We start from the raw sequence: 24,088 nt of genomic DNA on the forward strand, positions 1-24,088 counted from the left end.
TGCTCCATCGTCCTTAAGCCGTATGCGCCTTGTAGGCGGCTTCATCCATGAGGCCGCCGAGCTCGCTTTTGTCGGCAATCTTGATCTTGAAGAACCAGGCCGCGCCTTGCGCATCCGAATTGATCAGCGCCGGCTCGGCGGCCAGCGCCTCGTTGGTCTCGAGCACTTCGCCGGTAACAGGCGCGTAGACGTCGGAGGCGGCCTTCACCGACTCCACGACGGCGGCGGCTTCGGCTTTCTTCAAGCTGCGGCCGACCTTGGGCAATTCGACGAACACGACGTCGCCGAGCTGCTGCTGCGCGTAGTCGGTGATGCCGACCGTGGCGGTGTCGCCGTCGATGGCGAGCCATTCATGGTCGGAAGTGTACAGCGTCGTGGTCATTGTCTCGTCCTCAGCGTTTGTAGGTGTTTTTGACGAAGGGCATTGCAGCAACCTGCAAGGGCAGCCGCTGGCCGCGCACCTCGGCGAAGAGCTTTGTGCCGAGCGCAGCGAGGCTCACAGGCACGTAGCCCATCGCGACCGGCGCGCTCAGGCTCGGGCCGAAACCGCCCGACGTGACTTGTCCGATCGGCTCGCCACCCGCAGCGTCGGCAAACAGCAGCGCGCCCTCGCGCACCGGCGCGCGGCCCAGGGCGAGCAGGCCGACGCGGCGGCGGGATGCGCCGTTATCGAAATGGGCGAGGATCTTCGCAGCGCCGGGAAAGCCGCCGGCGCGCGCTCCGCCGGTGCGGCGGCTTTTTTGCACCGACCATTCCAGCGCGGCCTCGACCGGCGTGGTCGTGGTGTCGATGTCGTGGCCGTACAGGCAGAGCCCGGCTTCCAGCCGCAGGCTGTCGCGGGCCCCGAGGCCAATCGGGAGCACGTCGGGATTTGCCAGCAGCATTTTTGCGAGGCGTTCGGCATCGCCTGATGGAACCGAGATCTCGAAGCCGTCCTCGCCGGTGTAGCCGGAGCGCGAGACGAAACACTTGATGCCGGCGACCTCGTGCGGCCCGGCGTCCATGAATGTCATGGCCGGCGCCTCTGCACAGAGTTTCGCCAGCGCCGCTTCGGCCTTCGGACCCTGCAGCGCGATCAACGCGCGGTCGGCAAGCTGCTCGATCACGCAGTCGTCGGACAGGTTGGCGCGCAGATGTGCCTCGTCCTCGGCCTTGCAGGCGGCGTTGACCACCAGGAACAGGTGATCGCCGAAATTGGCGACCATGAGGTCGTCGAGAATGCCGCCGTCTTCGTTGGTGAACTGGGCGTAGCGCTGCCGCCCCGCGGCGATCGCCACGATATCCTGCGGCACTAGCCGCTCCAGCGCCCGGGCAGCGTCTTCTACCTTGCCGGACTTCGGCAGAACGCGGAGCTGGCCCATGTGGGAGACGTCGAACAGGCCGGCTTTGGTGCGGGTATGGAGGTGCTCCTTCAGCACGCCCGCGGGGTACTGCACGGGCATGTCATAGCCCGCGAACGGCACCATCTTGCCGCCCAGGGACACATGGAGGTCGTAGAGGGGGGTGCGTTTCAGGGAGTCTTGGTCGTGTGCTAGCATCTTGAGGGCCCTCGGCGGTTCCCCGGGGAGGATTCCCCGATGGACACCAGTCGAAGCCCCATCTGTCGCTGTGCCTGAGAGTATTATCCCGTCGGCGGACGCTGTCCGGGTCTACACCCGTCGGCGCCTCTTTCCAGATGCTGTCAAAGCCACGCGGTCCTTTTGCCTGAGAGTTTCCGGGGCGGTTGCTCCTTCGGCGCCGGCTAAAAGTAGCCGGTCTCTCCCGACGTGGCCGTACGATACAAATGGGTAGAGACCACAGGGGAGCCAAGCCTGTCAACGCGTCCGCACGTCCTATCCAACGGGATTGCAAGGGGATTGAGCGCCTGCGGCAACCCTCTGATCTCCCTGCACAGTTTCTGGACAGCGAAGCTGGCCTTGTCTAAAAGCGCTTTGGCCCGCAGATATCAGCCTTAACGGTCCGGTTTGGACGGCGAGAAGCGGGCCCAAGCATACCCGATTGGATGAACATGAGCGGCGTCAACGAGATCAGGTCGACCTTTCTGAACTACTTTGCTGAGAACGGCCACGAGATCGTGCCGTCCTCGCCACTCGTGCCGCGCAACGACCCGACGTTGATGTTCACCAATGCCGGCATGGTGCAGTTCAAGAACGTCTTCACCGGCGTCGAGAAGCGGCCCTATCAGCGCGCCACCACCTCGCAGAAATGCGTGCGCGCCGGCGGCAAGCACAACGACCTCGACAATGTCGGCTACACCGCGCGCCATCTCACCTTCTTCGAGATGCTCGGCAATTTCTCGTTCGGCGATTACTTCAAGGAGCGCGCGATCGAGCTCGCCTGGAAGCTGATCACCAAGGAGTTCGGGCTGAAGAAGGACAAGCTGCTCGTCACCGTCTACCACACCGACGACGAGGCGGCGGGTCTGTGGAAGAAGATCGCCGGCTTCTCCGAGGACCGCATCATCCGCATTCCGACTTCGGACAATTTCTGGGCGATGGGCGACACCGGGCCGTGCGGCCCGTGCTCGGAGATCTTCATCGACCGCGGCGAGCACATCTGGGGCGGTCCTCCCGGCTCGCCGGAAGAGGACGGCGACCGCTTCCTCGAATTCTGGAATCTCGTGTTCATGCAATACGAGCAGGTGACGAAGGAGGAGCGCGTCGGTCTGCCGCGTCCCTCGATCGACACCGGCATGGGCCTGGAACGCATGGCCTGCATCCTCCAGGGCGTCGAGAGCGTGTTCGAGACCGACCTGTTCCGCAACCTGATCGACGCCACCGCGTCCGCGCTCGGCAGCGGCCCGACCGCGCAGAATGCCGCCTCGTTCCGCGTCATCGCCGACCATTTGCGCTCCTCGGCCTTCCTCGTCTCCGACGGCGTGCTGCCCTCGAACGAGGGCCGCGGCTATGTGCTGCGCCGGATCATGCGTCGCGCGATGCGCCATGCGCAGCTCCTGGGCGCCAAGGAGCCGTTGATGCATCGGCTGGTCTGGGCCCTGGTGCGCGAGATGGGCCAGGCCTATCCGGAATTGATGCGCGCGGAAAAGCTGATCGAGGAAACGCTGCGGCTGGAAGAAACCCGCTTCCGCAAGACTCTTTCGCGCGGCTTGGCCATTCTTGACGAGAAGAGCGCGTCCTTGAAGAAAGGCGACATGTTCGACGGCGACGTCGCCTTCACGCTGTACGACACCTACGGCTTCCCGCTCGACCTGACGCAGGACGCGCTGAAGTCGCGCGGCATCGGCGTCGACCAGGCGGCGTTCACCGACGCGATGGAGCGCCAGAAGGCCAAGGCGCGCGAGTCCTGGAAAGGCTCGGGTGAGGCCGCGTCCGAAGCGATCTGGTTCCCGCTGCGCGAGAAGCTCGGCGCCACCGAATTCCTCGGCTACGAGACCGAGAGCGCCGAAGGCGTGGTCTCCGCGCTGGTCAAGGACGGCGCCGAGGTTGCGAGCCTCAAGGCCGGCGAGACGGGCGCGCTTCTGCTGAACCAGACGCCGTTCTATGCGGAGTCGGGCGGCCAGGTCGGCGATACCGGCGTGCTCTCGGGCGAGGGCGGCATCAAGGTCCGCGTCACCGATACGCAGAAGAAGCTCGGCGATCTCTTCGTCCATATCGGCACGGTCGAGAGTGGCGAGTTGAAGCTCGGCACGGCGCTGCAGCTCGAGGTCGATCATTCCAGGCGCTCGACCATCCGCGCCCATCACTCCGCGACCCATATCATCCACGAGGCGTTGCGCCAGGTGCTCGGCGATCACATCGCCCAGCGCGGCTCGATGGTCGCGCCGGACCGGCTGCGCTTCGACTTCGTGCATCCGAAGCCGATCACGGCCGAGGAGCTCGCCCGGGTCGAGGACATCGCCAACGACGTGGTGCTGGAGAACGACGAGGTCACCACGCGCGTCATGGGCGTCGACGAGGCCCGCGAGGCCGGGGCGCGCGCGCTGTTCGGCGAGAAATATGGCGACGAGGTCCGCGTCGTCTCGATGGGCAGGACCGCGCGCGAGCGCGGCGCCAACGCGCTCGGCTGGTCGGTCGAGCTCTGCGGCGGCACCCATGTCAAGCGCACCGGCGATATCGGCCTGATCACGGTCACGAGCGAAAGCGCGGTCGCCTCCGGCGTGCGCCGTATCGAGGCGTTAACGGGCAACTACGCGCGAAAACACGCCAACGACACCATGGCGCTGGCAAAGACCGCGGCGAACGAGCTGCGCACCTCTCTCGACGACGTGCCGGCGCGCATCGCCGCCCTGATGGAGGAGCGCAAGAAGCTCGAGCGCGAGCTCTCCGACGCCCGCAAGAAGCTGGCGATGGGCGGCGGTGCCTCCGCCGGCAACGGCGCAGCGTCGGGTGTGCGCGAGGCCGGCGGCGTCAAGCTGATGGCGCGCGCGGTGGAAGGCATCGAGATGAAGGATCTCAAGAGCCTTGCCGACGACGGCAAGAAGCAGATCGGCTCGGGCGTCGTCGCCATCGTCGGCGTCACCGAGGACGGCAAGGCCGGAATCGTGGTCGGCGTCACGCAGGACCTCACCGCGCGCTTCAACGCCGTGAATCTCGTGCGCATCGCCTCCGAGGCGCTCGGCGGCAAGGGCGGCGGCGGCCGGCCCGACATGGCCCAGGCCGGCGGCCCCGATGGCGCAAAGGCGTCCGAGGCCTTGAGCGCGATCGAAAAAGCGATGGCAGGCGCGTAAGGCCGCCATGCGCCTCGTTCCGCGAGGACGTGGGCTTTCCGATCCGGACTTGAGGGATCGCCTCTACGAATTGCTGGAGCACGACCCCTTGGCCTATTCGGTCGGGTCGCGCTTCATCCAGGTCATCATCGGCGTCATCGTGCTCAACGTCGCCGCGATGATCCTCGCCTCGGTGCCGGAGCTCGACGCGCGGTTCGGCACGCTGTTCGCGGGCATCACCATCCTGTCGGTGATCGTGTTCGCGCTGGAATATGCGGCGCGGCTGTGGACCGTGGCCGGCCATACGCCGCGCAAGGGCTCGGCGCTGTCCGACCGGCTGGGCTACGTCTTCTCGGCGCTCGGCATCATCGACCTGATGGCGTTCCTGCCGGCGGCAATCGTGCTCGCGACGGGACGGCACGCGACGTTGGCAGCGCTCGGCGTGCTGCCGTTCTTCAAGCTGATACGGTACTCGCCGGCGATGCGCTCGCTGCTCGCCGCCGTGCATGCCGAGCGGCGCGCGCTGATCGGCTGCATCGTCATCCTGATCGGCGCCGTGTTGACCTTCGCCTCGCTGCTCTACGCCATCGAGCGCGACGTGCAGCCCGACAAGCTCGGCACCATCCCGCAGGCGATGTGGTGGGCGATCGTGACGCTCGGCACCGTCGGCTATGGCGACGTCGTTCCGGTGACGCCGCTCGGCAAGTTCGTTTCGACCTTCGCGATCATCTCGGGCTTTGCCATGATCGCGCTGCCGGTCGCGATCATCTCCTCGGCGTTCGCCGAAGAGGTCAAGCGGCGCGATTTCGTCGTCACCTGGGGCATGCTGGCGCGGGTGCCGCTGTTCTCGCACCTCTCCGCCGCGGAGATCGCCGACATCATGCGCCTATTGCGGGCGCGCACCATCGAGCAGGGCGAGATTTTGGTGCGACGGGGCGATGTCGCCTCGTCGATGTATTTCATCACCGCCGGCGAGGTCGAGATAGCGCTGCCGAACCAGCATGTGCGCCTCGCCGACGGCACCTTCTTCGGCGAGATCGCGCTGCTGCACAAGACCAAGCGCAGCGGCACGGTGACGGCAACGCGCAAGACGCGGCTGCTCGTGCTCGACGCGCAGGACTTCCATGCCCTGATCGCGCGCATGCCGACGCTGGCCGCCCACGTCCACGAGACCGCAAAGGCGCGGCTCGCCGACACCGGCGACCTCGCGCTCGCGGAGCTTGCGCAGGCGGAGAAGGAAGGCACCGACCGCTGAGCGGTCAGCCCTTCTTCAGGAAGACGTAATCGGCCGCGTAGGGCGCGGTTTTGATTTCGCCGGCCTTGTCGCAAGCGCCGTCGAGCTTGCCGCCATGGGTGTTGATGCGCTGGACCGTGGTGACCGGCGTCAGCGTGCCGCTGCCGCGGCGGGCGGCGACTTCCAGCTTGAGCCACGGGATATCGGCAGGCGTTGCGCCCGGTGCGTTGCCGACGGCCTTGCCGACCACGGCGCTACCGTCGGCGAGCTCCCAGTTCGGGCCGGCATAGTGGCGGCCAACGGTCTTGCCTTCAGACAGCAGCGTCGCGACGGGCTCGCGGAAGGTCCAGGCGAGCTTGCCGTCGGGGGCTGACTTGCACTCATAGACCTGCGCGCCCTCGGCGTGGACGCTGAGCACGATGGTCTCGCCGGGGGCGGCGATGGCGTTGGGTAGCGGCTCGGCGGCCAGCGCAGGGGCACTCGCCAGCGCGAAGACCGCGAATGCAACGCTCTTGAATGATGGCATGCACGGTCCTCGATCAACGGTCTCGTCATTGCGAGGAGCTCTTGCGACGAAGCAATCCAGACTGTCCCCGCGGAGGGATCCTGGATTGCTTCGCTGCGCTCGCAATGACGGGTGGGCAGGTAGCTTACCGCGCCAGCTCCTTGGTCAGGTTCTCGGCGACCTTGTCGAGGAAGCCGGTGGTCGAGAGCCAGCGCTGGTCGGCGCCGACCAGCAGCGCGAGGTCCTTGGTCATGTAGCCGGCCTCGACGGTGTCGACGCAGACCTTCTCCAGCGTGGCCGCGAACTTGGCGAGCTCGGCATTGTTGTCGAGCTTGGCGCGGTGCGACAGGCCTCGGGTCCAGGCGAAGATCGAGGCGATCGAGTTGGTCGAGGTCTCCTTGCCCTTCTGGTGCTCGCGGTAGTGACGGGTCACGGTGCCGTGGGCGGCTTCGGCCTCAACGGTCTTGCCGTCGGGGGTCAGCAGCACCGAGGTCATCAGGCCGAGCGAGCCGTAGCCCTGCGCGACCGTGTCGGACTGCACGTCGCCGTCGTAGTTCTTGCAGGCCCAGACATAGCCACCGGACCATTTCAGCGCCGAGGCGACCATGTCGTCGATCAGGCGGTGCTCGTAGGTCAGGCCCTTGGCGTCGAACTCCTTCTTGAACTCGCGGTCGAAGATGTCCTGGAAGATGTCCTTGAAGCGCCCGTCATAGACCTTGAGGATCGTGTTCTTGGTCGACAGGTACACCGGGTAATTACGGAGCAGGCCGTAATTGAAGGAGGCGCGGGCGAAGTCGATGATGGAATCGTCGAGATTGTACATCTCCATCGCGACGCCGGCGCCGGGCGCCTTGAACACTTCCTTCTCGATCACGGTGCCGTCCTCGCCGACGAACTTCAGCGAGAGGGTGCCCTTGCCGGGGAACTTGATGTCGGTGGCGCGGTACTGATCGCCATAGGCGTGGCGGCCGATGATGATCGGCTTGGTCCAGCCGGGAACCAGGCGCGGCACGTTCTTGCAGATGATCGGCTCGCGGAAGATCACGCCGCCGAGGATGTTGCGGATGGTGCCGTTCGGCGACTTCCACATCTGCTTGAGGTTGAACTCCTTCACCCGGGCTTCGTCGGGGGTGATGGTGGCGCACTTGACGCCGACGCCGACCTTCTTGATCGCCTCGGCGGCGTCGATGGTCACCTGATCGTTGGTGTGGTCGCGGTATTCCATGCCCAGGTCGAAATAGAGCAGCTCGACATCCAGGAACGGGTTGATCAGCTTGTCCTTGATGTACTGCCAGATGATCCGGGTCATCTCGTCGCCATCGAGTTCGACGACGGGATTGGATACCTTGATTTTTGCCATGATCGGGGAAGCCCTCTTGGGAACGGCGCTTTTGGCGCGCCAACGTGAATATCCGCCGCCTCTTAGCACCGCCGCGCGGCGGGCGAAAGCCAAGGGATTATGCACTTTTAGCTCATCCAGCTTGCGCAGGCGGGAAGCGGCGGGCCAGGCCGCTGCCGGGGCCGGCCTCACGTTCCAGGCGAGTTTCAAAAGTCGAATCCAAGCCGTTATTTCCCTTGAGAATTTTGTCAGGACAGGCAAACGACAGGCTGACAGCGCCCGAGCCGGCCCAAGACCAGTTCGAACGACCGGCTTGAATCAATTCCTGAAGATGGCCTCGCCAAGGCCTTGAGAGACAGTGTGAAAGCAGAGCGAGATGTCGGGGACTGACAAGAGCAAGGCCGGCCTTTCCCTCGACGGTCCCATCGTGATCCTGGTCGAGCCGCAGCTCGGCGAGAACATCGGCATGGCCGCGCGCGCCATGGGCAATTTTGCCCTCGGCGCCCTGCGCATCGTCAACCCCCGGGACGGCTGGCCCAACATCGCGGCCCAGCGGGCTGCGGCCGGCGCCGACCACATCCTGGAAACGGTCGAATTGTTCAGCACGGTCGAAGAGGCGGTCGCCGACCTCGACCTGCTGTTCGCCACCACCGCGCGTCCCCACGACCAGGCCAAGCCCGTGGTCGGGCCGGATGCTGCAGCGGCCGAGATCGCCGGGCACGTCGCGACCGGCGGCAGGGCCGGCATCCTGTTCGGCCGCGAGCGCTGGGGCCTGACCAACGAGGAGGTCGGGCTCTCCAACCGCATCATCACCTTTCCGGTCAATCCGGGCTTTGCCTCGCTCAACCTCGCCCAGGCCGTGCTGCTGGTCGGCTATGAATGGTTCAAGCGGGCGACATCCGGTGAACTGCCGCACGCCATGCCGGAGCGTTCCGAGCGCGCCTCGCAGCACCAGATGCAGGCCTTCTTCGACAACCTCGTGCGCGAGCTCGACAAGGTCGAGTTCCTGCGCCCGGCCGAGAAGCGCGACACCATGCTGGTGAACCTGCGCAACATCTTCACCCGGATGGAGCCGACCAAGCAGGACATGCACACGCTGCACGGCGTGATCATGGCGATCGCCGAGGGGCGCAAGGGTCCGGCCAAGGGCGGCGTGCTCGACGGCGAGCAGGCCACGCGCCTGCGCGCGCTGCTGGCCGAGCACGGGCAGGGCGGTGGCGTCTCCGACAGCGGCTCGACCGTGCGCGGCCTCGCCCGCCTGCTCCGCCGCAACCCGACCGACGCCGAGCGACTGTTGTGGCAGGCGCTCACCCGCGACCGCCGCTTCGCAGGTGGGTTCAAGCGCCAGACCCCGGTGGGGCGCCACATCCCCGACTTCGTCTCCTTCCCGCACCGGATCGCGATCGAGCTGGTGAACCCGGGCGAGGGCGAGGCGATCGCGGCGGACCGGGCGGGGCGGCGGGCGTGGCTGGAAGCGCGCGACTACCGGGTGCTCGACATTCGCGCGGCGGATGTGGAGCGCGATCTCGAGGCGGAGCTGGTGCGGCTGCAGGGGATGATCGAGCAGGGTACGTAAGTTTCGTCACGCGCAGCTGTCGTAGGGTGGGCAAAGCGGAGCGTGCCCACCATCTTTGTATGCGTTGAAGATTGGTGGGCACGGCGCTCCGCGCCTTTGCCCACCCTACGGCACTTCCTTCTTTGCAGTGATGACCTCAGCGCTGAAACACGACCTTGCCGCCCACGAGCGTCATGTCCGCCTTGATGTCCTTGATCTGCTCCTCCGGCACGTTTGTGTAGTCGGCGGAGAGCACCACGATGTCGGCAAGCTTTCCGGGCTCGATGGTCCCCTTGCGCTCCTCGTCGAACGTGTAGCGCGAAGCCGCGCTGCTGTAGAGCCGCAGGGCCTGCTCGCGCGTAATGGCTTCTGCCGAGCCGTAGACGTTTCCGTTGGGGTCCTTCCTGGTGACCATGATGTACATGTTGAGGAAGGGATTGATCGGGTTCACGGGAAAATCCGTGCCGGCGCCGAGGCTGTTGAGCCCCATTTTTTCGATCAACGTCCGGGTCGGTACGGCGCGGTCAGCGGTCGCTTTCCCGAGAAATCGTTCGACGGTGGCTGCCTTGTCCCACATGAAAACGTTCTGGAAATCGATGCGCACTCCCAGCTTTTGCGCGCGCTCCATCTGTTCTGGCCGGATCAGGCTGGCGTGAATGAGGACGAAGCGACGGTCGCGGATCGATTTTTCCTTGTCCACCGCCTCGAATGCATCGAGCACCTGGTCAATACCGAGGTCACCCACCACGTGAACACCGACACGCCAGTCATAACGGTTGCAGATGGAGATGAGTTGCTTCAGCCGCTCGGGCGTTTGCTGCGCAATGCCACGGTAGTTGTCATGTGAATCGGGATACACGTCGCGCATGAGCGCCGTCTTCAGCGTCATGCCGCCGTCGTAGAAGATCTTGATGCCGGCGAACTTGAGCCAATCGTCGCCGAAACCCGAGGAGGCTCCGTTGCCTGCGATGATCGCCTCCCAGGCGGTCAGATCGGCCGGGGGCTCGGGCCGAAACATCGCGCCGGTGCGCAAAGTGGCTTTTCCGGACGCGACAAGCTTCCGCAAGATGCGGATGTCGCGCGCCTCTGTCGCGCCCTCGACCACGCTGGTGATGCCGAAGCTGTTCAATACGCCTTCGGCAATGGTGAATTGTCGGATTTCGTCGTCTTCTGTCCAGGGCGGTACGGCCTTCTCGACCCGATCGATCGCCGTCTCCATAAGCAGGCCCGTCAATTCGCCGGCGGCGTCGCGCTCGAACTTTCCCCCACTCGGGTCCTCGGTGGTCTTGTCGATTCCGACCCGCTGTAGAGCCATCGTATTCGCCATCGAGAAGTGCCCGACAGTGCGCAGATAGACCGGATTGCCTGGAGCGACGCTGTCGATTTCCTGCCTCGTGAGATAACGCTTCTCGGCCAATTGGGAAGGCGGATGCCACGCGCCACCTACAATCCACTCGCCCGGCTTCTTCTTCGCAGCAAATGCCTTGATAGCCTCGAGTGCTTCCGCGACCGTCTTGGCTCGGCCCATGATGACGACGTAGTCGCCCAGACCAGCGGCCTTGAAGTGAGCGTGTGTATCGATCAATCCAGGGACGACGGTCTTGCCCGACACATCGATCACGCGGGTCCGGGCGCCCGCAAGCGCCCTTATCGAAGCACTGGATCCGGTTGCCAGGATCTTTCCATCTGCGACGGCCACCGCCTCCGTGACCGTCGATCGCTCGTCCAGCGTCAGAACCTTTCCGTTGATGAGGACCAGGTCAGGCGCGCTGAGCTCCGGCTGCTGCGCCTCGGCATCCGCGATGCCAGCGATCCACATGCTCGTGGCAACGATCGCAAATGCCGCTATCTTGCGAGCCATGACGTCCCCTTGAATCTTGTTTTTGCTGGACGAAGATTTTCAAGGGTAGCTTTGATCGAGTATGGGTTCAACGCTTCTCGAGGCTTGGCAGTGCAGCGAATCCGGGACAGCGTCCCCGCATTCCGCTTCGCTGCATGCGGGCTACGAAGTGAGAACCGTTAGACCGCCTCGAGCTGATCCGCCGCGCGCTTCTTCTTCGCCTTCGCCTGGCCGAGCAGGGGGCCGGCCGTGAGCGCCGCCGTATCCGCGACGCCCGGGTCGCGCGAGATCATCGCGGCGACGATGGCGCCGTCGATGATGAGGCCGAGCTGATGCGCCAGCACCGCGGGCTCGGCTGAGCCGAGCTCGCCGGCGAGCTTCTCGATGTGGCCGAGCACGATCTTCTTGTGCTTCAGCGCGATGTTGCGGAACTGTTTTGCGTCCTTGTCGTGCTCGCCGACGGCGTTGATGAAGGGGCAGCCGTAGAAGCGCTCTTCGGCGAACCAGCTCTTCAGTGCGGGGAAGATGCGCGTCAGCTTCGCCTGCGCATCGCCGCCGCCTTGCTCCATGGCGCCGATGAACCATTCGCGCCATTGCTTGCCTTCGCTCTCCAGCACCGCGTTGACGAGGTTGGTCTTGGAGCCGAACAATTTGTAGAGCGTGGTCTTGGCGGTGCCGGCCTCCTCGATGATCGCATCGATGCCGGTGGCGTTGATGCCGTTCTTGCAGAACAGATGCGTCGCCGCGCTCAAGAGGCGACCGCGTGCCGACTCGTCCTCGGCGGCGGCAGTATGGGGCGAATTCTTTCTCGATGACGTCTTTGCCATGGACTCAAACTTACCCGCAGCCGTGCCGCATCAGCAAGCCGCATCTGTTTCGCGCTGAAAAGATTCGCAGAGCCTGGCCGGTCTGCATCGCCTTTGAGCAAGGACCGGCTGACCAATCCGCAGGCAGGAAGGCTTAAGCGGCTCCAAAGCTTCGCCTTTTGTTTTTCGCGGGCTCTGGCACGCTCCATGCAAGGAAACAGACCGTTCGGTATCCTGCCGATTTCCACTTCTGCCAGGGAGAAGACTGATGACTGCCGTCGTTCAGAAGACAGTGCTGACGGGGTGCCTCGCGCCCATCGACAAGAACGGGCTCGAGCAACTGATTGCCAACGGCAAGGCAAATCCGAAGGTCATCAAGACCTTGAAGTGCAAGACGGTCGCGGAGGGCAAGTTCCGCCACGCCAACTACATCCGCAACCTGCCGCCCTACATCGTCGACGAGCCGCCGGGTCTGCTCGGTGACGACACCGCGCCCAATCCGTCGGAAGCCTCGCTGGCCGCGCTCGGCTCGTGCCTTGCGGTCGGCCTGCATGCCAACGCCGTGCATCGCGGCTGGATCGTCAACAAGCTCGAACTCGAGCTCGAAGGCGATCTCAACATCACCGCGGTCTGGGGCACCGGCGACACCTCCGACAAGCCGGTCGGATTCACCGACGTCCGCGTCAAGGTCGACATGGAATGCGAGGGCATCTCGCCGGACGAGATCAACGCGCTGGTCGCCCATGTGAAGAAATGGTCGCCGGTCGCCAACACCTTCACCCGGCCGGTCAATCTCGAGGTCGGCATCTAGCAGAGCGGCAATCAGGACAGGGTGCGGGAGACGATCATGGGTTCACTGGCTTTATCGCGGGCCGACGTTCTGGATCAGCCCGCACCGTCCATTGCGGGCGAGGTGGCGCGGATCGCGCGCGAAGAGCTCGCGCCGCTGGCCGCCGGCATCGACGAGGGGTCGGTGTATCCGGCCGAGGTGCTGCGCAAGTTCGGCGCGGTCGGAGCGTGGGGCAGCCACATGCCGCACGAAGGCCCCGCCGATCTGCGCTGCGCGATCCAGGCGATGGCGGCGATCGGCGAGGTCTGCGGGGCGACGGCCTTCATGGCCTGGTGCCAGAACACGCTGGTGTGGTATGCGGCGAATTCCACCAATGTGAAGCTCGCCAAGCGCTTCGGCGATGCCTTCTCGACCGGTCGCGTGCTCGGCGGCACCGGGCTCTCCAATCCTATGAAGAGCTTTTTCGGCATCGAGAAGCTGAAGCTGAAGGGCCGCAAGGTCGAGGGCGGCTACATCGTGCGCGGTGCGCTGCCCTGGGTCTCCAATCTCGGCCCCGACCATTATTTCGGCACCATCTTCGAGCGTGAGAACGAACCCGGCACTGTGATGTTCCTGGCCGATTGCTCGGACCCGGCGATCACGCTGACGCCGTGCAAGCCGTTCCTCGCCATGGACGGAACCGGCACTTATGGCGTGCAGTTCCGCGACGCTTTCGTGCCTGATGAGCTGATCCTCGCCGATCCCGCCGCGCCCTTCGTCAAGAAGATCCGCGCCGGCTTCATCCTGCTCCAGGCCGGCATGGCGCTCGGGGTGATCAAGGATTGCATCAACATCATGGACGAGGTCGACAATCCCCTCGGCCATATCAACCGCTATCTGCCGCAGCAGCCGGTGCACTTCCGCGAGCTCGCCGCCGAGCTCGAGGCCGAGGCCATGGCGCTGGCGCGCGATCCCTACAACGAGGAGGAGACCTACTGGCGCAAGGTGATCGCGATGCGGCTTCGCGCCGGCGAAGCCAGCGTCGCGGCGGCGCATGCGGCGATGCTGCATTGTGGCGCCCGCGGCTATCTCAAAAGTCACCGCGCGCAGCGGCGCCTGCGCGAGGCCTATTTCGTCGCGATCGTCACGCCCGCCACCAAGCAGCTGCGCAAGATGCTCGCCGATTTCTGAGTTCCGAGCCTTAAAGTTTCACGAGTCCACCCGAAGACCCCCCAACCTCAACGGAGAGGCTGCCATGACTGACGTTCTGATCACTGCCGTCGAACTCGCCGATCTCTTGAAGACCGAGCCGTGTGTCGTCATCGACACCCGCAATCCCGATGCTTACGCCGCCGGGCACCTGCCGGGCGCCGTGAACGTGCACGAGATCTTTACGTTCCTGGCGACCTCGACACCGGAAGGCATGGCCGAGCTCAAGACGAAATTCGCCGATGCGTTCGGCGGTGCCGGCCTTTCGGGCAAGGAAACCGCCGTGATCTACGAGCAGTCGATGAACTCAGGTTTCGGCCAGTCCTGCCGCGGCTATTACCTGCTCACCATGCTCGGCTATCCCAAGGTGAAGGTGCTGCATGGCGGCTTCGATGCCTGGTCGGCCGCGGGCTTCCCGGTGACCAAGGACGTGCCGACGCCGGCGAAGGCTTCGTTCGCGATCGTGCCTGAGGCCGGCGAGATCCTGATCGATGCCAAGACCATGCTCGCCGCCGTCGGCAAGCCGGGTATCGCGATCCTCGACGTGCGCGACGTCGACGAGTGGATCGGTGACAGCTCGTCTCCGTACGGCAAGGATTTCTGCCCGCGCAAGGGCCGCATTCCCGGCGCCGTCTGGCTGGAATGGTATCGGATGATGAAGCCGACCGCCGAAGGCCCGCGCTTCAAGTCCAAGGACGAGATTCTGGCCGAATGCGCCACCGTCGGCATCTCGCAGACGACGCCGGTCTACCTCTACTGCTTCAAGGGTGCTCGTGCCTCGAACACCTTCCTGGCGCTGAAGAACGCCGGCGTGAAGGACGTGCGGATGTATTTCGGCTCCTGGAACGAATGGTCGCGCGATCCCTCGCTGCCGATCGAGCAGGGCCTGCCGATCGCAGCTGATGTGACGACCAAGGCGGCGTAGCAACGCAAGGACGGCCGACAGGTCTCGGTCCACCTCTCCCGTAGGGAGAGGTCGGATCGCATCGCAAGATGCGATCCGGGTGAGGGGTTACAGCCTCACAGTATGCCGCGGCCCCTCACCCGGATTGCTTCGGACGATGCTCCGCATCGCCGAGCGCAATCCGACCTCTCCCCGCTGGGGAGAGGTGGACCGGGGGGCGCGGACCGTGCTTCGTCGCGTTGTCCTCTAACCGTTGAGACCCGCCCACGGACGAGGCGTAATTCCCAGCGCCTTGATCCGCGAGGCCAGCGTGGTCGGCTTGATGTCGAGCATCTCGGCCGCGCCGCCGGGGCCGAACACTTTTCCGGCGCAGGCCTCGAGCGCGGCCAGGATGTTGGCGCGTTCGTGGTCGCGCATTTCCGACGACGTCATCACGGCGGGGCGCGCGTCGGCCTTCTGACGGGCGGCGCCGGCCGGGGCTTGTGCGCCTGAAGTGTCCGGTAGATCGATGCGCAGGCGGCCGTTCTGCGACAGGATCGCAGCGCGCTCGATCACGTTCTGCAGTTCGCGGACATTGCCGGGCCAGTCGTAACGGGTCAGCCGCCGTGCATCGCCCTCCGACAGACGCAGGTTGGATTTCAGCGCCTTGCTCTCGCGCGTCAGGAAATGTTGCGCGAGCAGGGGAATGTCCTCACGGCGTTCGCGCAAAGGGACAGTCTCGATCGGGAACACGTTGAGGCGGAAATAGAGGTCTTCGCGAAAGCGGCCGCGCTGGACCTCCTGCTTGAGATCGCGATTGGTCGCGGCGATGACGCGAACGTCGACCGCGCGGGTGCGCGCCTCGCCGACACGCTCGAAATGGCCTTCCTGCAGCACGCGCAGCAGCTTGCCTTGCAGCTCGAGCGGGATCTCGCCGACCTCGTCGAGGAACAGTGTGCCGCCGTCGGCAAGCTCGAAGCGGCCGATGCGGTCGCGCGTTGCACCGGTGAAGGCACCGCGGACATGGCCGAAGAATTCGCTCTCGAACAATTCGCGCGGGATCGCGGCGCAGTTGACCCGGATCAGCGGCCGGTCGCTGCGGGTGGAATCCTCGTGGATGGCGCGCGCGATCAGCTCCTTGCCGGTGCCGGATTCGCCGGTGATCATCACCGCCGCGGTGGTCGGCGCCACCAGCTTGACCTGGCGCAGTGTCTTCTGGATCGCCTCGCTGCCGCCGATGATGCCGCGCGGATTGGTCTCGATGCGGATTTCCTCCTGGAGATAGGCGTTCTCCAGCTCGAGCCGCTCGCGCAGCCGGTCGACCTCGGCAAGGGCGGCGTGCAGCTTCTCGTCGGCCTCGCGGCGCTGGCTGACGTCGCGAAACACCACGACGGCGCCGACCACGACGCCGCGGTCGCGGATCGGCGTCGAGGTGTACTCGACCCAGGCGGGCGAGCCGTCCTTGCGCCAAAACACCTCGCCGTCGACCTGGTGCACGGCGCCGTCGCGGAACGCCGCATAGATCGGGCAATCATGATTGTGATAGTGCCGGCCGTCGTGGTGGGTGTGGTGGACGATCGGGTGGATCTCCTTGCCGACCAGCTCCTCGGCGGTCCAACCCAGCATCCGCTCGGCCGCGGGATTGACGAAGGTGGTCTTGCCTTCGGCGTTGACGCCATAGATGCCTTCGCCGGCGGCGCGCAGGATCAACTGGTTCTCGCGCTCGATGTCCTGGAATACGCGCTCGACCCGCTGCCAGGTCGAGATGCCGCCACGCATATGGTCTTCGGCGGCAGCATCGACATTGCGCCGGCGGCGCGCTTCGAGGTCGGTCAGCGTCAGCAGCAGCAGCGTGCGGCCGTCATGCGGCAGCAGGCAGCCGGCATATTCGAGCCGGAGATCTTGCCCGGTCGCGTGGCGGGGATTGAGCGCCGTGGTCCAGTAGGCGCCCTTGTGCAGCACGGCCTGGGTGAAGACGGTGAGGGCGGCAAGCTCGCCGGCGTGGAGCGTGCTGGCCCTGGTCTGTCGCAACAGGGCGCGATCGTAGCCGAGCAGGGCGCAGGCGGCGGGATTGGCATCGACGATCTGGTCGCCGTAGGGATCGACCAGCAGGGTCGCTTCGACCGAGGATTCGAAGGCGGCGATGCGCGGGTCGATGACAGGGGCCACATCGTCGTGGACGGGCATTGGCGTCGTTGCCATTGCGAAATCTCGTAATTGAACTACGAAATCTCGTTTATCACGAGTTTTCGTAGCGGCCAAGTGCGGGTGAAAGTGCTGCGTCATCAAGGCACTGGCCGGCCGAAGGGGCATGGCATGCTCCTTGCGTAATTGCTCCTCGCAACGACGCGCAGGAGGGCCGATGTCCACGTTCGACAATCCGTTTGATCCCGATCGCAACCTTCGAGCCGGCTGTGTTTGCGGCCAGCATCGTTCCGCGGCTGAGCACGAGCAGGCGACGGCGCTGCACTGCGAGCCGGTCGCAAGCGAAGAGAAGCGTTACGAGGGCGTGGTCGCTTCCGCTGTGATGCGCGCGATGTTTCCGCAGGACGTGGCGCGGCGCGCTTTCCTGAAGTCGGTCGGTGCATCGACCGCGCTCGCGGCACTGTCGCAGTTCTTCCCGCTCAAGACGGCGACCGAGGTGTTCGCGCAAGCCGGCGCGCCCGAGAAGAAGGACCTCAAGGTCGGCTTCATCCCGATTACGTGCGCCACGCCGATCATCATGGCGGCGCCAATGGGCTTCTATGCCAAGCATGGTCTCAACGTCGAAGTGGTGAAGACCGCCGGCTGGGCCGTGATCCGCGACAAGACCATCAACAAGGAATACGACGCCGCGCACATGCTGGCGCCGATGCCGATCGCGATCTCGCTTGGCCTTGGCGCCAACGCCATTCCCTTCGCCGTGCCTGCAATCGAGAACATCAACGGGCAGGGCATCGTGCTCGCCACCAAGCACAAGGAAAAGCGCGATCCGAAGGACTGGAAGGGGCTGAAATTCGCCATCCCCTTCGACTATTCCATGCACAACTACCTGCTACGCTACTATCTCGCAGAGCACGGTCTCGACCCCGATACCGACGTGCAGCTGCGCTCGGTGCCGCCGCCGGAGATGGTCGCGAATTTGCGTGCCGACAACATCGACGGCTTCCTTGCGCCCGACAACATCTGCCAGCGCGCGATCTATGACGGCGTCGGCTTCATGCATCTGCTCTCCAAGGAGATCTGGGACGGCCATCCCTGCTGCAGCTTTGCTGCAAGCCGCGAATTCATCACGACGGCGCCGAACAGCTTCGCGGCGCTGACGCGCGCCATCGTCGATGCCACCGCCTACGCCTCGAAGGCGGAGAACCGCAAGCAGATCGCCGAGGCGATCGCGCCGGCGAACTACATCAACGCGCCGGTCACCGTTCTGGAGCAGGTTTTGACCGGCACCTATGCCGACGGCCTCGGCGGGGTGAAGACCGATCCCAAGCGCGTCGATTTCGATCCGTTCCCCTGGCAGTCCTTTGCGGTGTGGATGCTGACGCAAATGAAGCGCTGGGGCCAGATCAAGGGCGACGTCGATTACAAGGCGGTGGCCGAGCAGGTTTATCTGGCGACCGATACCAAGAAGCTGATGACCGAGATGGGACTCACGCCGCCGGCGAGCAGCTACAAGTCGTTCGCGGTGATGGGCAAGAATTTCGATCCGGCCAAGCCCGAGGACTATGTCGCGAGCTTCAAGATCCGGAAGGCGTCGTGATGATGGGCACTCTTGTGTCCCGGACGCGATGCAGCACGCAGTGCTGCTTCGCAGGGCCGGGACCCAGTCCTGCCGCATGGGTCCCGGTTCTGCGTCGCATCGCTTCGCGCTGCGCCGCGCCCGGGACACGATACCGGGGATATGCATGATGACCACCTCCCTTCGCCTTCGCGCGGGCCTCGTCTCGATCGTGCTGCTCGCCGCCTTTCTCGGCATCTGGCATCTCGCCACGCGCTCCACCGCGCCGGTGACGGCGATGAGCCCGGAATACGCCAAGCTGATGGGCCTCACGGCCACGCAGGGCAAATCGGCGATGCCCGGTCCGCTCGATGTCGGCGCCAAGCTGTGGGACCACCTGAAGCGGCCGTTCTACGACAACGGGCCGAACGACAAGGGGCTCGGCATCCAGCTCGGTTACTCCATCGCGCGCGTCGGCACCGGCTATCTGCTGGCCGTGCTGGTGGCGATCCCGCTCGGCTTCCTGATCGGCATGTCGCCGCTGCTGAGCAAGGCGCTCGATCCGTTCATCCAGGTGCTAAAGCCGATCTCGCCCTTGGCCTGGATGCCGCTCGCGCTCTACACCATCAAGGATTCCTCGGTCTCGGCGATTTTCGTCATCTTCATCTGCTCGATCTGGCCGATGCTGCTCAACACGGTGTTCGGCGTCGCGACCGTGCGCAAGGAATGGATCAACGTGGCGCGGACGCTGGAGGTCGGCACGGTCAGGCGCGCCTTCACCGTGATCCTGCCGGCAGCGGCGCCGACGATCCTGACCGGCATGCGCATCTCGATCGGCATCGCCTGGCTCGTGATCGTCGCTGCCGAGATGCTCGTCGGCGGCACCGGCATCGGCTACTTCGTCTGGAACGAGTGGAATAATCTGTCGATCACCAACGTCATCATCGCGATCCTCTTGATCGGGATCGTCGGCATGCTGCTCGACCAGATCCTGGCGCGCTTCACGCGCATGGTCACGTTTCCGGAGTAGAGGCGATGGCCGACAAGTTCATCTCGATCGAGGGCATTGCCAAGCGCTATCCCGGCGCGGGCGGCGCGACGACCACCATCTTCGAGAACCTTTGGCTCTCGATGGCGCGCGGCGAGTTTGCCTGCGTGATCGGCCATTCCGGCTGCGGCAAGACGACGGTGCTCAACATCCTCGCCGGCCTCGATGCGCCGAGCGAGGGCGCGGTCATCGTCGACGGGCAGGCGATCTCGGGCACCAGCCTCGACCGCGCCGTGATCTTCCAGAGCCATGCGCTGCTGCCCTGGCGCACCGTGCTTGGCAACGTCAGCTATGCCGTCAGCTCGAAATGGCGGAGCTGGGACCGGGCCAAAGTGAGGGCGCATGCGCAAGAATTCATCGATCTCGTCGGACTCTCCGGCTCCGAGCACAAGCGCCCATCGGAGCTGTCGGGTGGCATGAAGCAGCGCGTCGGCATCGCGCGGGCGCTGTCGATCACGCCGAAGATGATGCTGATGGACGAGCCGTTCTCGGCGCTGGACGCGCTGACGCGCGGCACGCTGCAGGACGAGGTGCGGCGCATTTGCCTGGAGACCGGGCAGACCGCGTTCATGATCACCCATGACGTCGACGAGGCGATCTATCTCGCCGACAAGATCTTCCTGATGACCAACGGTCCCGGCGCGGTGCTGGCGGAGGTGGTCGAGAACCCGCTGCCGCGGGATCGCGGGCGCACCGATCTGCACCGCCATCCACTCTACTACGCGCTGCGCAACCACATCATTGATTTCCTGGTGACGCGCAGCAAGACCTTCACCACTGAAAGGCCCGATCACGATCCGCGCAACGTGCCGACGGTGCAGATCGGCAAGCCCGGCCTTTCGATCGCATCGACCGGCGAAGAGCCGCGACAGACCTGGATGCCGGGGACAAATCCCGGATTGAGCGCCTAGCAAGGAGACCCCGACAATGAAGCGCGAAGACCTCACCGAGAAGCTGCTCGACATCAAGCGCGAGAAGGGCTGGAGCTGGAAGCACATCTGCGAAAAGATCGGCGGCTATTCCGAGGTTCTGATCGTCGGTGCGATCATGGGCCAGATGAAACTGACAAAGCCGCAGGCGGCCAATGCCGGCGAGCTGTTCGGCCTGTCGAAGGCGGAAGTTGCCATGCTCAACGAGGTGCCGATGCGCGGCACCGGCACGCCGATGCCGCCGACCGACCCGCTGATCTACCGCTTCTACGAGATGGTGATGGTGAACGGCCCGGCCTGGAAGGCGCTGATCGAGGAGGAATTCGGCGACGGCATCATGTCGGCCATCGACTTCGACATGGGCATCGAGCGCGTCGCCAACCCCAAGGGCGACCGCGTCAAGATCACCATGAGCGGCAAGTTCCTGCCGTACAAATATTACGGCGCCAGCGGCAACGTGCCGGAATACGGCTTCAAGGAGGAGTGATTTGGTTTTTCCGTCATTCCGGACGCCGCGGCAGCGGCGATCCGGAATCTCGAGATTCTCAGGTGCGCAATTGCGCACCTGAGTTCGCGCCGTTGGAGCGCCCCGGAATGACGCTTAGCGTCATTTCCCCGCCTTCACCTCGGCGGCGGCAACCGCGAGCAGCTCGCTCATCTTGGCGCGAATCGCCTGCTCGGTGACGGCGACGTTCTTGGCGGCGAAATCGGCCGTCAGCTTGCGCAGGACGTCGGCATCGCCGGCCTCCTCGAAATCGGCCGCGACCACCTCCTTGGCATAGGCGGTGGCGGCATCGCCGGTGATGCCGAGCTTCTCGGCCGCCCACAGGCCGAGCAGCCGGTTGCGGCGGGCCTCCGCCTTGAACTTCTGCTCCTCGTCGAGGGCGTACTTCTTCTCGAAGCCTTCCTGGCGCTTATCGAACTCGCTCATACCTTGTTCCAAATCCTCGCTGAATGGAGCGGAGCCTTCCGTTGCGGCGACCCGGCTGCATGCCTACATAGATAGCACGAATCGGCAAAACAACGGGCCGTTAAGCCGCAGGCAAGACGGTATAAGTTGGTGCCGGACGGCCGGATCGATTGTGCTCGGACAGCCAATCGGATAGGTTGCCTGAGGCTTGGTTCCCGTTCTGTTTCCAAAGGGTTATGGATGGGTTCCTGGCCGTTCACGGCAGCTCCGCTGTGGGTCGTAATCCAAGTCAACCGGAGCACACCAAATTCATGGATTTCAACAAAACACGGTACATCCCCATGAGCCGTCGGCGTCGCATTTATGAAGGCAAGGCAAAGGTTCTTTACGAAGGCCCGGAGCCCGGTACCCTGATCCAGCACTTCAAGGACGACGCCACCGCGTTCAATGCGAAAAAGCATCAGGTGATCGAGGGCAAGGGTGTCCTCAACAACCGGATCTCGGAGTACCTGTTTCAGCACCTCAACGACATCGGGGTGCCGACCCATTTCATTCGCCGCCTCAACATGCGCGAGCAGTTGATTCGCGAGGTCGAGATCGTGCCCCTGGAAGTGGTGGTGCGGAACGTCGCCGCCGGCTCGCTGTCGCAGCGCCTCGGCATCGAGGAGGGCACGCAGCTCCCGCGCTCGATCATCGAATTCTATTACAAGAACGACCAGCTCAACGACCCCATGGTGTCGGAAGAGCACATCACCGCCTTCGGCTGGGCGACGCCGCAGGAGATCGACGACATCATGGCGCTCGCCATCCGCGTCAACGACTTCCTCACCGGCCTCTTCCTCGGCATCGGCATCCGCCTCGTCGACTTCAAGATGGAGTGCGGCCGCCTGTTCGAGAACGAGATGATGCGGATCATCGTCGCCGACGAGATCTCGCCGGACAGCTGCCGTCTGTGGGACATCAAGTCGAACGAGAAGCTCGACAAGGATCGTTTCCGCCGCGACCTCGGTGGTCTGCTGGAAGCCTATACGGAAGTTGCAAAGCGTCTCGGCATCCTCATGGAGAACGAGCGTCCCCAGGGCACCGGCCCGGTGCTGGTGAAGAGCTGAAGAGGACTTTGACGTGAAGGCACGTGTCACCGTTACCCTGAAGACGGGCATCCTCGATCCGCAGGGCAAGGCCATCGAAGGCGCGCTGAAGTCGCTCGGCGTCGACGGCGTCGCCAGCGTCCGCCAGGGCAAGGTGTTCGACATCGAGCTCGCCGGCGCCGACAAGGCCAAGGCGGAGGCAGCACTGAAGGAAGCCGCCGACAAGCTCTTGGCGAACACCGTGATCGAGAATTATGCGATCGAGATGAAAGCGTAGGGATTAAGCCAAATGCCCGACGTGACGGCCGAGCTCATGTTCGAGGTGTTGAAGCCGATCCAGGCGCGACTGGTGCAGGTTGATGGCAAGATCGATGAGATGAGGCAGGAAATTCTGGCGTTGCGAACGTCCCAAAATGCCGCTCGCCAGAATGTCACAAGTGTCTTTCAGGAGATTGCGGCGGTTCATGCCACGCTGGTGCGGCATGAGGGCAGGCTTGACCGGATCGAGCGCAGGCTAGAACTGAACGAGGCGCCTGTTCGATAGCCTCGGTTCAGAGCGTCACAGCCATCCCACCCGCCGAAAGCGCCAGTACAGCGACCCGCAGGCGGTCAGCATCACGCCGAGCAGCATGAAGTAGCCGTACTCCCATTCCAGCTCCGGCATGTGCTTGAAGTTCATGCCGTAGATGCCGGCGAGCGCGGTCGGGATGGCGATGATGGCGAGCCAGGACGCGAGCTTCTTCGACACCGCGGTCTCGTGGGCCTGGCCGACCAGCAGGCTCGCCTCGAAGGCGAAGGCCAGCACCTCGCGCATGGAATCGATGCGCTCCTGGATGTTGCGGACATGGTCGGTGACGTCGCGGAACAGAGGCTGCATCGTCGCGCGCACCATCGACAGCTCATCGTGCTCGAGACGGCGGCAGACCTCCACCAGCGGCCCGATTGCGTTACGGAGCCGCAACAGGTCACGCCGCAGCATGTAGAGCCGCTCGATCTGCGTCTTGGTGATCGCGTGCGCGAGCACGTCGTCCTCGATCTTCTCGATCTCTTCGTGAATGCTTTCCAGCACGGGCGAGTAATTGTCGACGATGAAATCGAGGATGGCGTAGAGGATGTAATCCTCGCCGCGCGCGAGCGCCCGCGGGCAGCTCTCGCAGCGTTCGCGCACCGGCGTGTAGGATGTCGAAGCGCCGTGGCGCACCGAGACCAGATAGCCTTCGCCGACGAAGATGTGGGTCTCGCCGAAAGCAATGCGTCCCTCGATCAATTGCGCGGTGCGCGCGACGATGAACAGGGCCTCGCCATATTGCTCGATCTTCGGCCGCTGATGGGCGTGGTTGGCGTCCTCGATGGCGAGGTCGTGCAGGTCGAACTGCTTCTGCACCGCGCCGAGCAGCGCCATGTCGGGCTCGTGCAGCCCGATCCACACGACGTGGCCGGGCTTGGCTCGCCAACTCGAGGCCTCGCTGATGGCGATATTGGCGACGCGGCGGCCGTCGACATAAGCGCCGGCGGCAACGACGCCCTCGGTGGACACCGGTTCGGAGGGGAATGCGGGCAGCGACGGGACGTTCATGGCTTCAATCCCGGGCAAATCGAGTGACCAA

22 protein-coding genes and 1 riboswitch are annotated in these 24,088 nt (G+C 64.6%); of the genes, 13 read left to right on the forward strand and 9 right to left on the reverse strand.

Annotated features, from left to right (window positions below):
• Positions 1–13: 13 nt before the first annotated feature.
• Together gcvH and gcvT are read right to left on the reverse strand one after the other, a co-directional pair.
• Positions 14–382 carry a glycine cleavage system protein GcvH gene (gcvH, locus tag ACNJYA_RS14240; protein WP_172782933.1) on the reverse strand — a complete coding sequence of 123 codons (369 nt, stop codon included), beginning with the start codon at positions 380–382 and terminating at the stop codon, positions 14–16.
• Between the two features lie 10 nt (positions 383–392).
• Complete coding sequence (gene gcvT, locus ACNJYA_RS14245) at positions 393–1,538, reverse strand: glycine cleavage system aminomethyltransferase GcvT (RefSeq protein ID WP_439403129.1); 1,146 nt, start codon at positions 1,536–1,538, stop codon at positions 393–395.
• 145 nt (positions 1,539–1,683) lie between these two features.
• Positions 1,684–1,774, reverse strand: a riboswitch (glycine riboswitch).
• A 234-nt stretch (positions 1,775–2,008) separates the two neighbouring features.
• Here gcvT and alaS point away from each other — a divergent pair.
• Positions 2,009–4,687, forward strand: a complete 2,679-nt coding sequence (alaS, locus tag ACNJYA_RS14250) for an alanine--tRNA ligase (protein WP_439366676.1) — start codon at positions 2,009–2,011, stop codon at positions 4,685–4,687.
• A gap of 7 nt (positions 4,688–4,694) precedes the next feature.
• On the forward strand, positions 4,695–5,921 hold the full coding sequence (locus ACNJYA_RS14255; protein WP_439403130.1) for a cyclic nucleotide-gated ion channel: 1,227 nt from the start codon (positions 4,695–4,697) through the stop codon (positions 5,919–5,921).
• A 4-nt stretch (positions 5,922–5,925) separates the two neighbouring features.
• Here ACNJYA_RS14255 and ACNJYA_RS14260 read toward each other — a convergent pair whose 3' ends face one another.
• Together ACNJYA_RS14260 and ACNJYA_RS14265 are read right to left on the reverse strand one after the other, a co-directional pair.
• Positions 5,926–6,426, reverse strand: a complete 501-nt coding sequence (locus tag ACNJYA_RS14260) for a DUF3455 domain-containing protein (RefSeq protein ID WP_439366678.1) — start codon at positions 6,424–6,426, stop codon at positions 5,926–5,928.
• Positions 6,427–6,550: 124 nt separating this feature from the next.
• Positions 6,551–7,765: an NADP-dependent isocitrate dehydrogenase gene (locus ACNJYA_RS14265; RefSeq protein ID WP_439366679.1), complete on the reverse strand. Its 1,215-nt coding sequence runs from the start codon at positions 7,763–7,765 to the stop codon at positions 6,551–6,553.
• A gap of 355 nt (positions 7,766–8,120) precedes the next feature.
• Between ACNJYA_RS14265 and ACNJYA_RS14270 the strand changes: the two genes are divergently transcribed.
• Positions 8,121–9,320 carry a TrmJ/YjtD family RNA methyltransferase gene (locus tag ACNJYA_RS14270; RefSeq protein WP_439403131.1) on the forward strand — a complete coding sequence of 400 codons (1,200 nt, stop codon included), beginning with the start codon at positions 8,121–8,123 and terminating at the stop codon, positions 9,318–9,320.
• A gap of 136 nt (positions 9,321–9,456) precedes the next feature.
• On the opposite strand, the gene ACNJYA_RS14275 is transcribed toward ACNJYA_RS14270, so the two are convergent.
• Both ACNJYA_RS14275 and ACNJYA_RS14280 read right to left on the reverse strand, forming a co-directional pair.
• Entirely contained in the window at positions 9,457–11,160 is a 1,704-nt protein-coding gene (locus tag ACNJYA_RS14275; protein ID WP_439403132.1) for an amidohydrolase, read from the reverse strand.
• 158 nt (positions 11,161–11,318) lie between these two features.
• Complete coding sequence (locus ACNJYA_RS14280; RefSeq protein WP_172782940.1) at positions 11,319–11,966, reverse strand: TetR/AcrR family transcriptional regulator; 648 nt, start codon at positions 11,964–11,966, stop codon at positions 11,319–11,321.
• A gap of 247 nt (positions 11,967–12,213) precedes the next feature.
• On the opposite strand from ACNJYA_RS14280, the gene ACNJYA_RS14285 reads away from it, so the two are divergent.
• The 3 genes from ACNJYA_RS14285 (at position 12,214) to ACNJYA_RS14295 (ending at position 14,848) form a co-directional block, all read left to right on the forward strand.
• A complete protein-coding gene (locus tag ACNJYA_RS14285; RefSeq protein WP_027576569.1) occupies positions 12,214–12,756 on the forward strand; it encodes an OsmC family protein in 543 nt (180 codons plus the stop codon).
• A 36-nt stretch (positions 12,757–12,792) separates the two neighbouring features.
• Entirely contained in the window at positions 12,793–13,905 is a 1,113-nt protein-coding gene (locus ACNJYA_RS14290; protein WP_439366683.1) for an acyl-CoA dehydrogenase family protein, read from the forward strand.
• A 64-nt stretch (positions 13,906–13,969) separates the two neighbouring features.
• Positions 13,970–14,848 (forward strand): sulfurtransferase, encoded by an 879-nt coding sequence (locus tag ACNJYA_RS14295; RefSeq protein ID WP_439366684.1) that lies wholly within the window; start codon positions 13,970–13,972, stop codon positions 14,846–14,848.
• Between the two features lie 225 nt (positions 14,849–15,073).
• Here ACNJYA_RS14295 and ACNJYA_RS14300 read toward each other — a convergent pair whose 3' ends face one another.
• A complete protein-coding gene (locus ACNJYA_RS14300; RefSeq protein ID WP_439403133.1) occupies positions 15,074–17,008 on the reverse strand; it encodes a sigma 54-interacting transcriptional regulator in 1,935 nt (644 codons plus the stop codon).
• Positions 17,009–17,168: 160 nt separating this feature from the next.
• Between ACNJYA_RS14300 and ACNJYA_RS14305 the strand changes: the two genes are divergently transcribed.
• The 4 genes from ACNJYA_RS14305 to cynS all read left to right on the forward strand — a co-directional run bounded on the left by ACNJYA_RS14305 (position 17,169) and on the right by cynS (position 20,970).
• Positions 17,169–18,548: a CmpA/NrtA family ABC transporter substrate-binding protein gene (locus tag ACNJYA_RS14305; RefSeq protein ID WP_439403134.1), complete on the forward strand. Its 1,380-nt coding sequence runs from the start codon at positions 17,169–17,171 to the stop codon at positions 18,546–18,548.
• 148 nt (positions 18,549–18,696) lie between these two features.
• On the forward strand, positions 18,697–19,536 hold the full coding sequence (gene ntrB, locus ACNJYA_RS14310) for a nitrate ABC transporter permease (RefSeq protein ID WP_439403135.1): 840 nt from the start codon (positions 18,697–18,699) through the stop codon (positions 19,534–19,536).
• Positions 19,537–19,541: 5 nt separating this feature from the next.
• On the forward strand, positions 19,542–20,465 hold the full coding sequence (locus tag ACNJYA_RS14315; RefSeq protein WP_439403136.1) for an ABC transporter ATP-binding protein: 924 nt from the start codon (positions 19,542–19,544) through the stop codon (positions 20,463–20,465).
• 16 nt (positions 20,466–20,481) lie between these two features.
• A complete protein-coding gene (gene cynS / locus ACNJYA_RS14320; protein ID WP_025037304.1) occupies positions 20,482–20,970 on the forward strand; it encodes a cyanase in 489 nt (162 codons plus the stop codon).
• Positions 20,971–21,090: 120 nt separating this feature from the next.
• On the opposite strand, the gene ACNJYA_RS14325 is transcribed toward cynS, so the two are convergent.
• Positions 21,091–21,414 (reverse strand): DUF1476 domain-containing protein, encoded by a 324-nt coding sequence (locus ACNJYA_RS14325; RefSeq protein WP_172782947.1) that lies wholly within the window; start codon positions 21,412–21,414, stop codon positions 21,091–21,093.
• A 320-nt stretch (positions 21,415–21,734) separates the two neighbouring features.
• On the opposite strand from ACNJYA_RS14325, the gene purC reads away from it, so the two are divergent.
• The 3 genes from purC to ACNJYA_RS14340 are packed head-to-tail and all read left to right on the forward strand — an operon-like array spanning position 21,735 to position 23,025.
• Positions 21,735–22,502 carry a phosphoribosylaminoimidazolesuccinocarboxamide synthase gene (gene purC, locus ACNJYA_RS14330; protein WP_172782948.1) on the forward strand — a complete coding sequence of 256 codons (768 nt, stop codon included), beginning with the start codon at positions 21,735–21,737 and terminating at the stop codon, positions 22,500–22,502.
• Between the two features lie 13 nt (positions 22,503–22,515).
• Complete coding sequence (purS, locus tag ACNJYA_RS14335; RefSeq protein WP_036012950.1) at positions 22,516–22,758, forward strand: phosphoribosylformylglycinamidine synthase subunit PurS; 243 nt, start codon at positions 22,516–22,518, stop codon at positions 22,756–22,758.
• Positions 22,759–22,770: 12 nt separating this feature from the next.
• On the forward strand, positions 22,771–23,025 hold the full coding sequence (locus ACNJYA_RS14340) for a hypothetical protein (RefSeq protein ID WP_439403137.1): 255 nt from the start codon (positions 22,771–22,773) through the stop codon (positions 23,023–23,025).
• Positions 23,026–23,040: 15 nt separating this feature from the next.
• Here the strand turns inward: ACNJYA_RS14340 and ACNJYA_RS14345 are convergent, their stop codons facing one another.
• Positions 23,041–24,057, reverse strand: a complete 1,017-nt coding sequence (locus ACNJYA_RS14345) for a magnesium and cobalt transport protein CorA (RefSeq protein WP_260379884.1) — start codon at positions 24,055–24,057, stop codon at positions 23,041–23,043.
• Positions 24,058–24,088 lie beyond the last annotated feature (31 nt).

It is taken from the genome of Bradyrhizobium sp. BLXBL-01, from assembly GCF_051853025.1.
GTDB lineage: Bacteria > Pseudomonadota > Alphaproteobacteria > Rhizobiales > Xanthobacteraceae > Bradyrhizobium.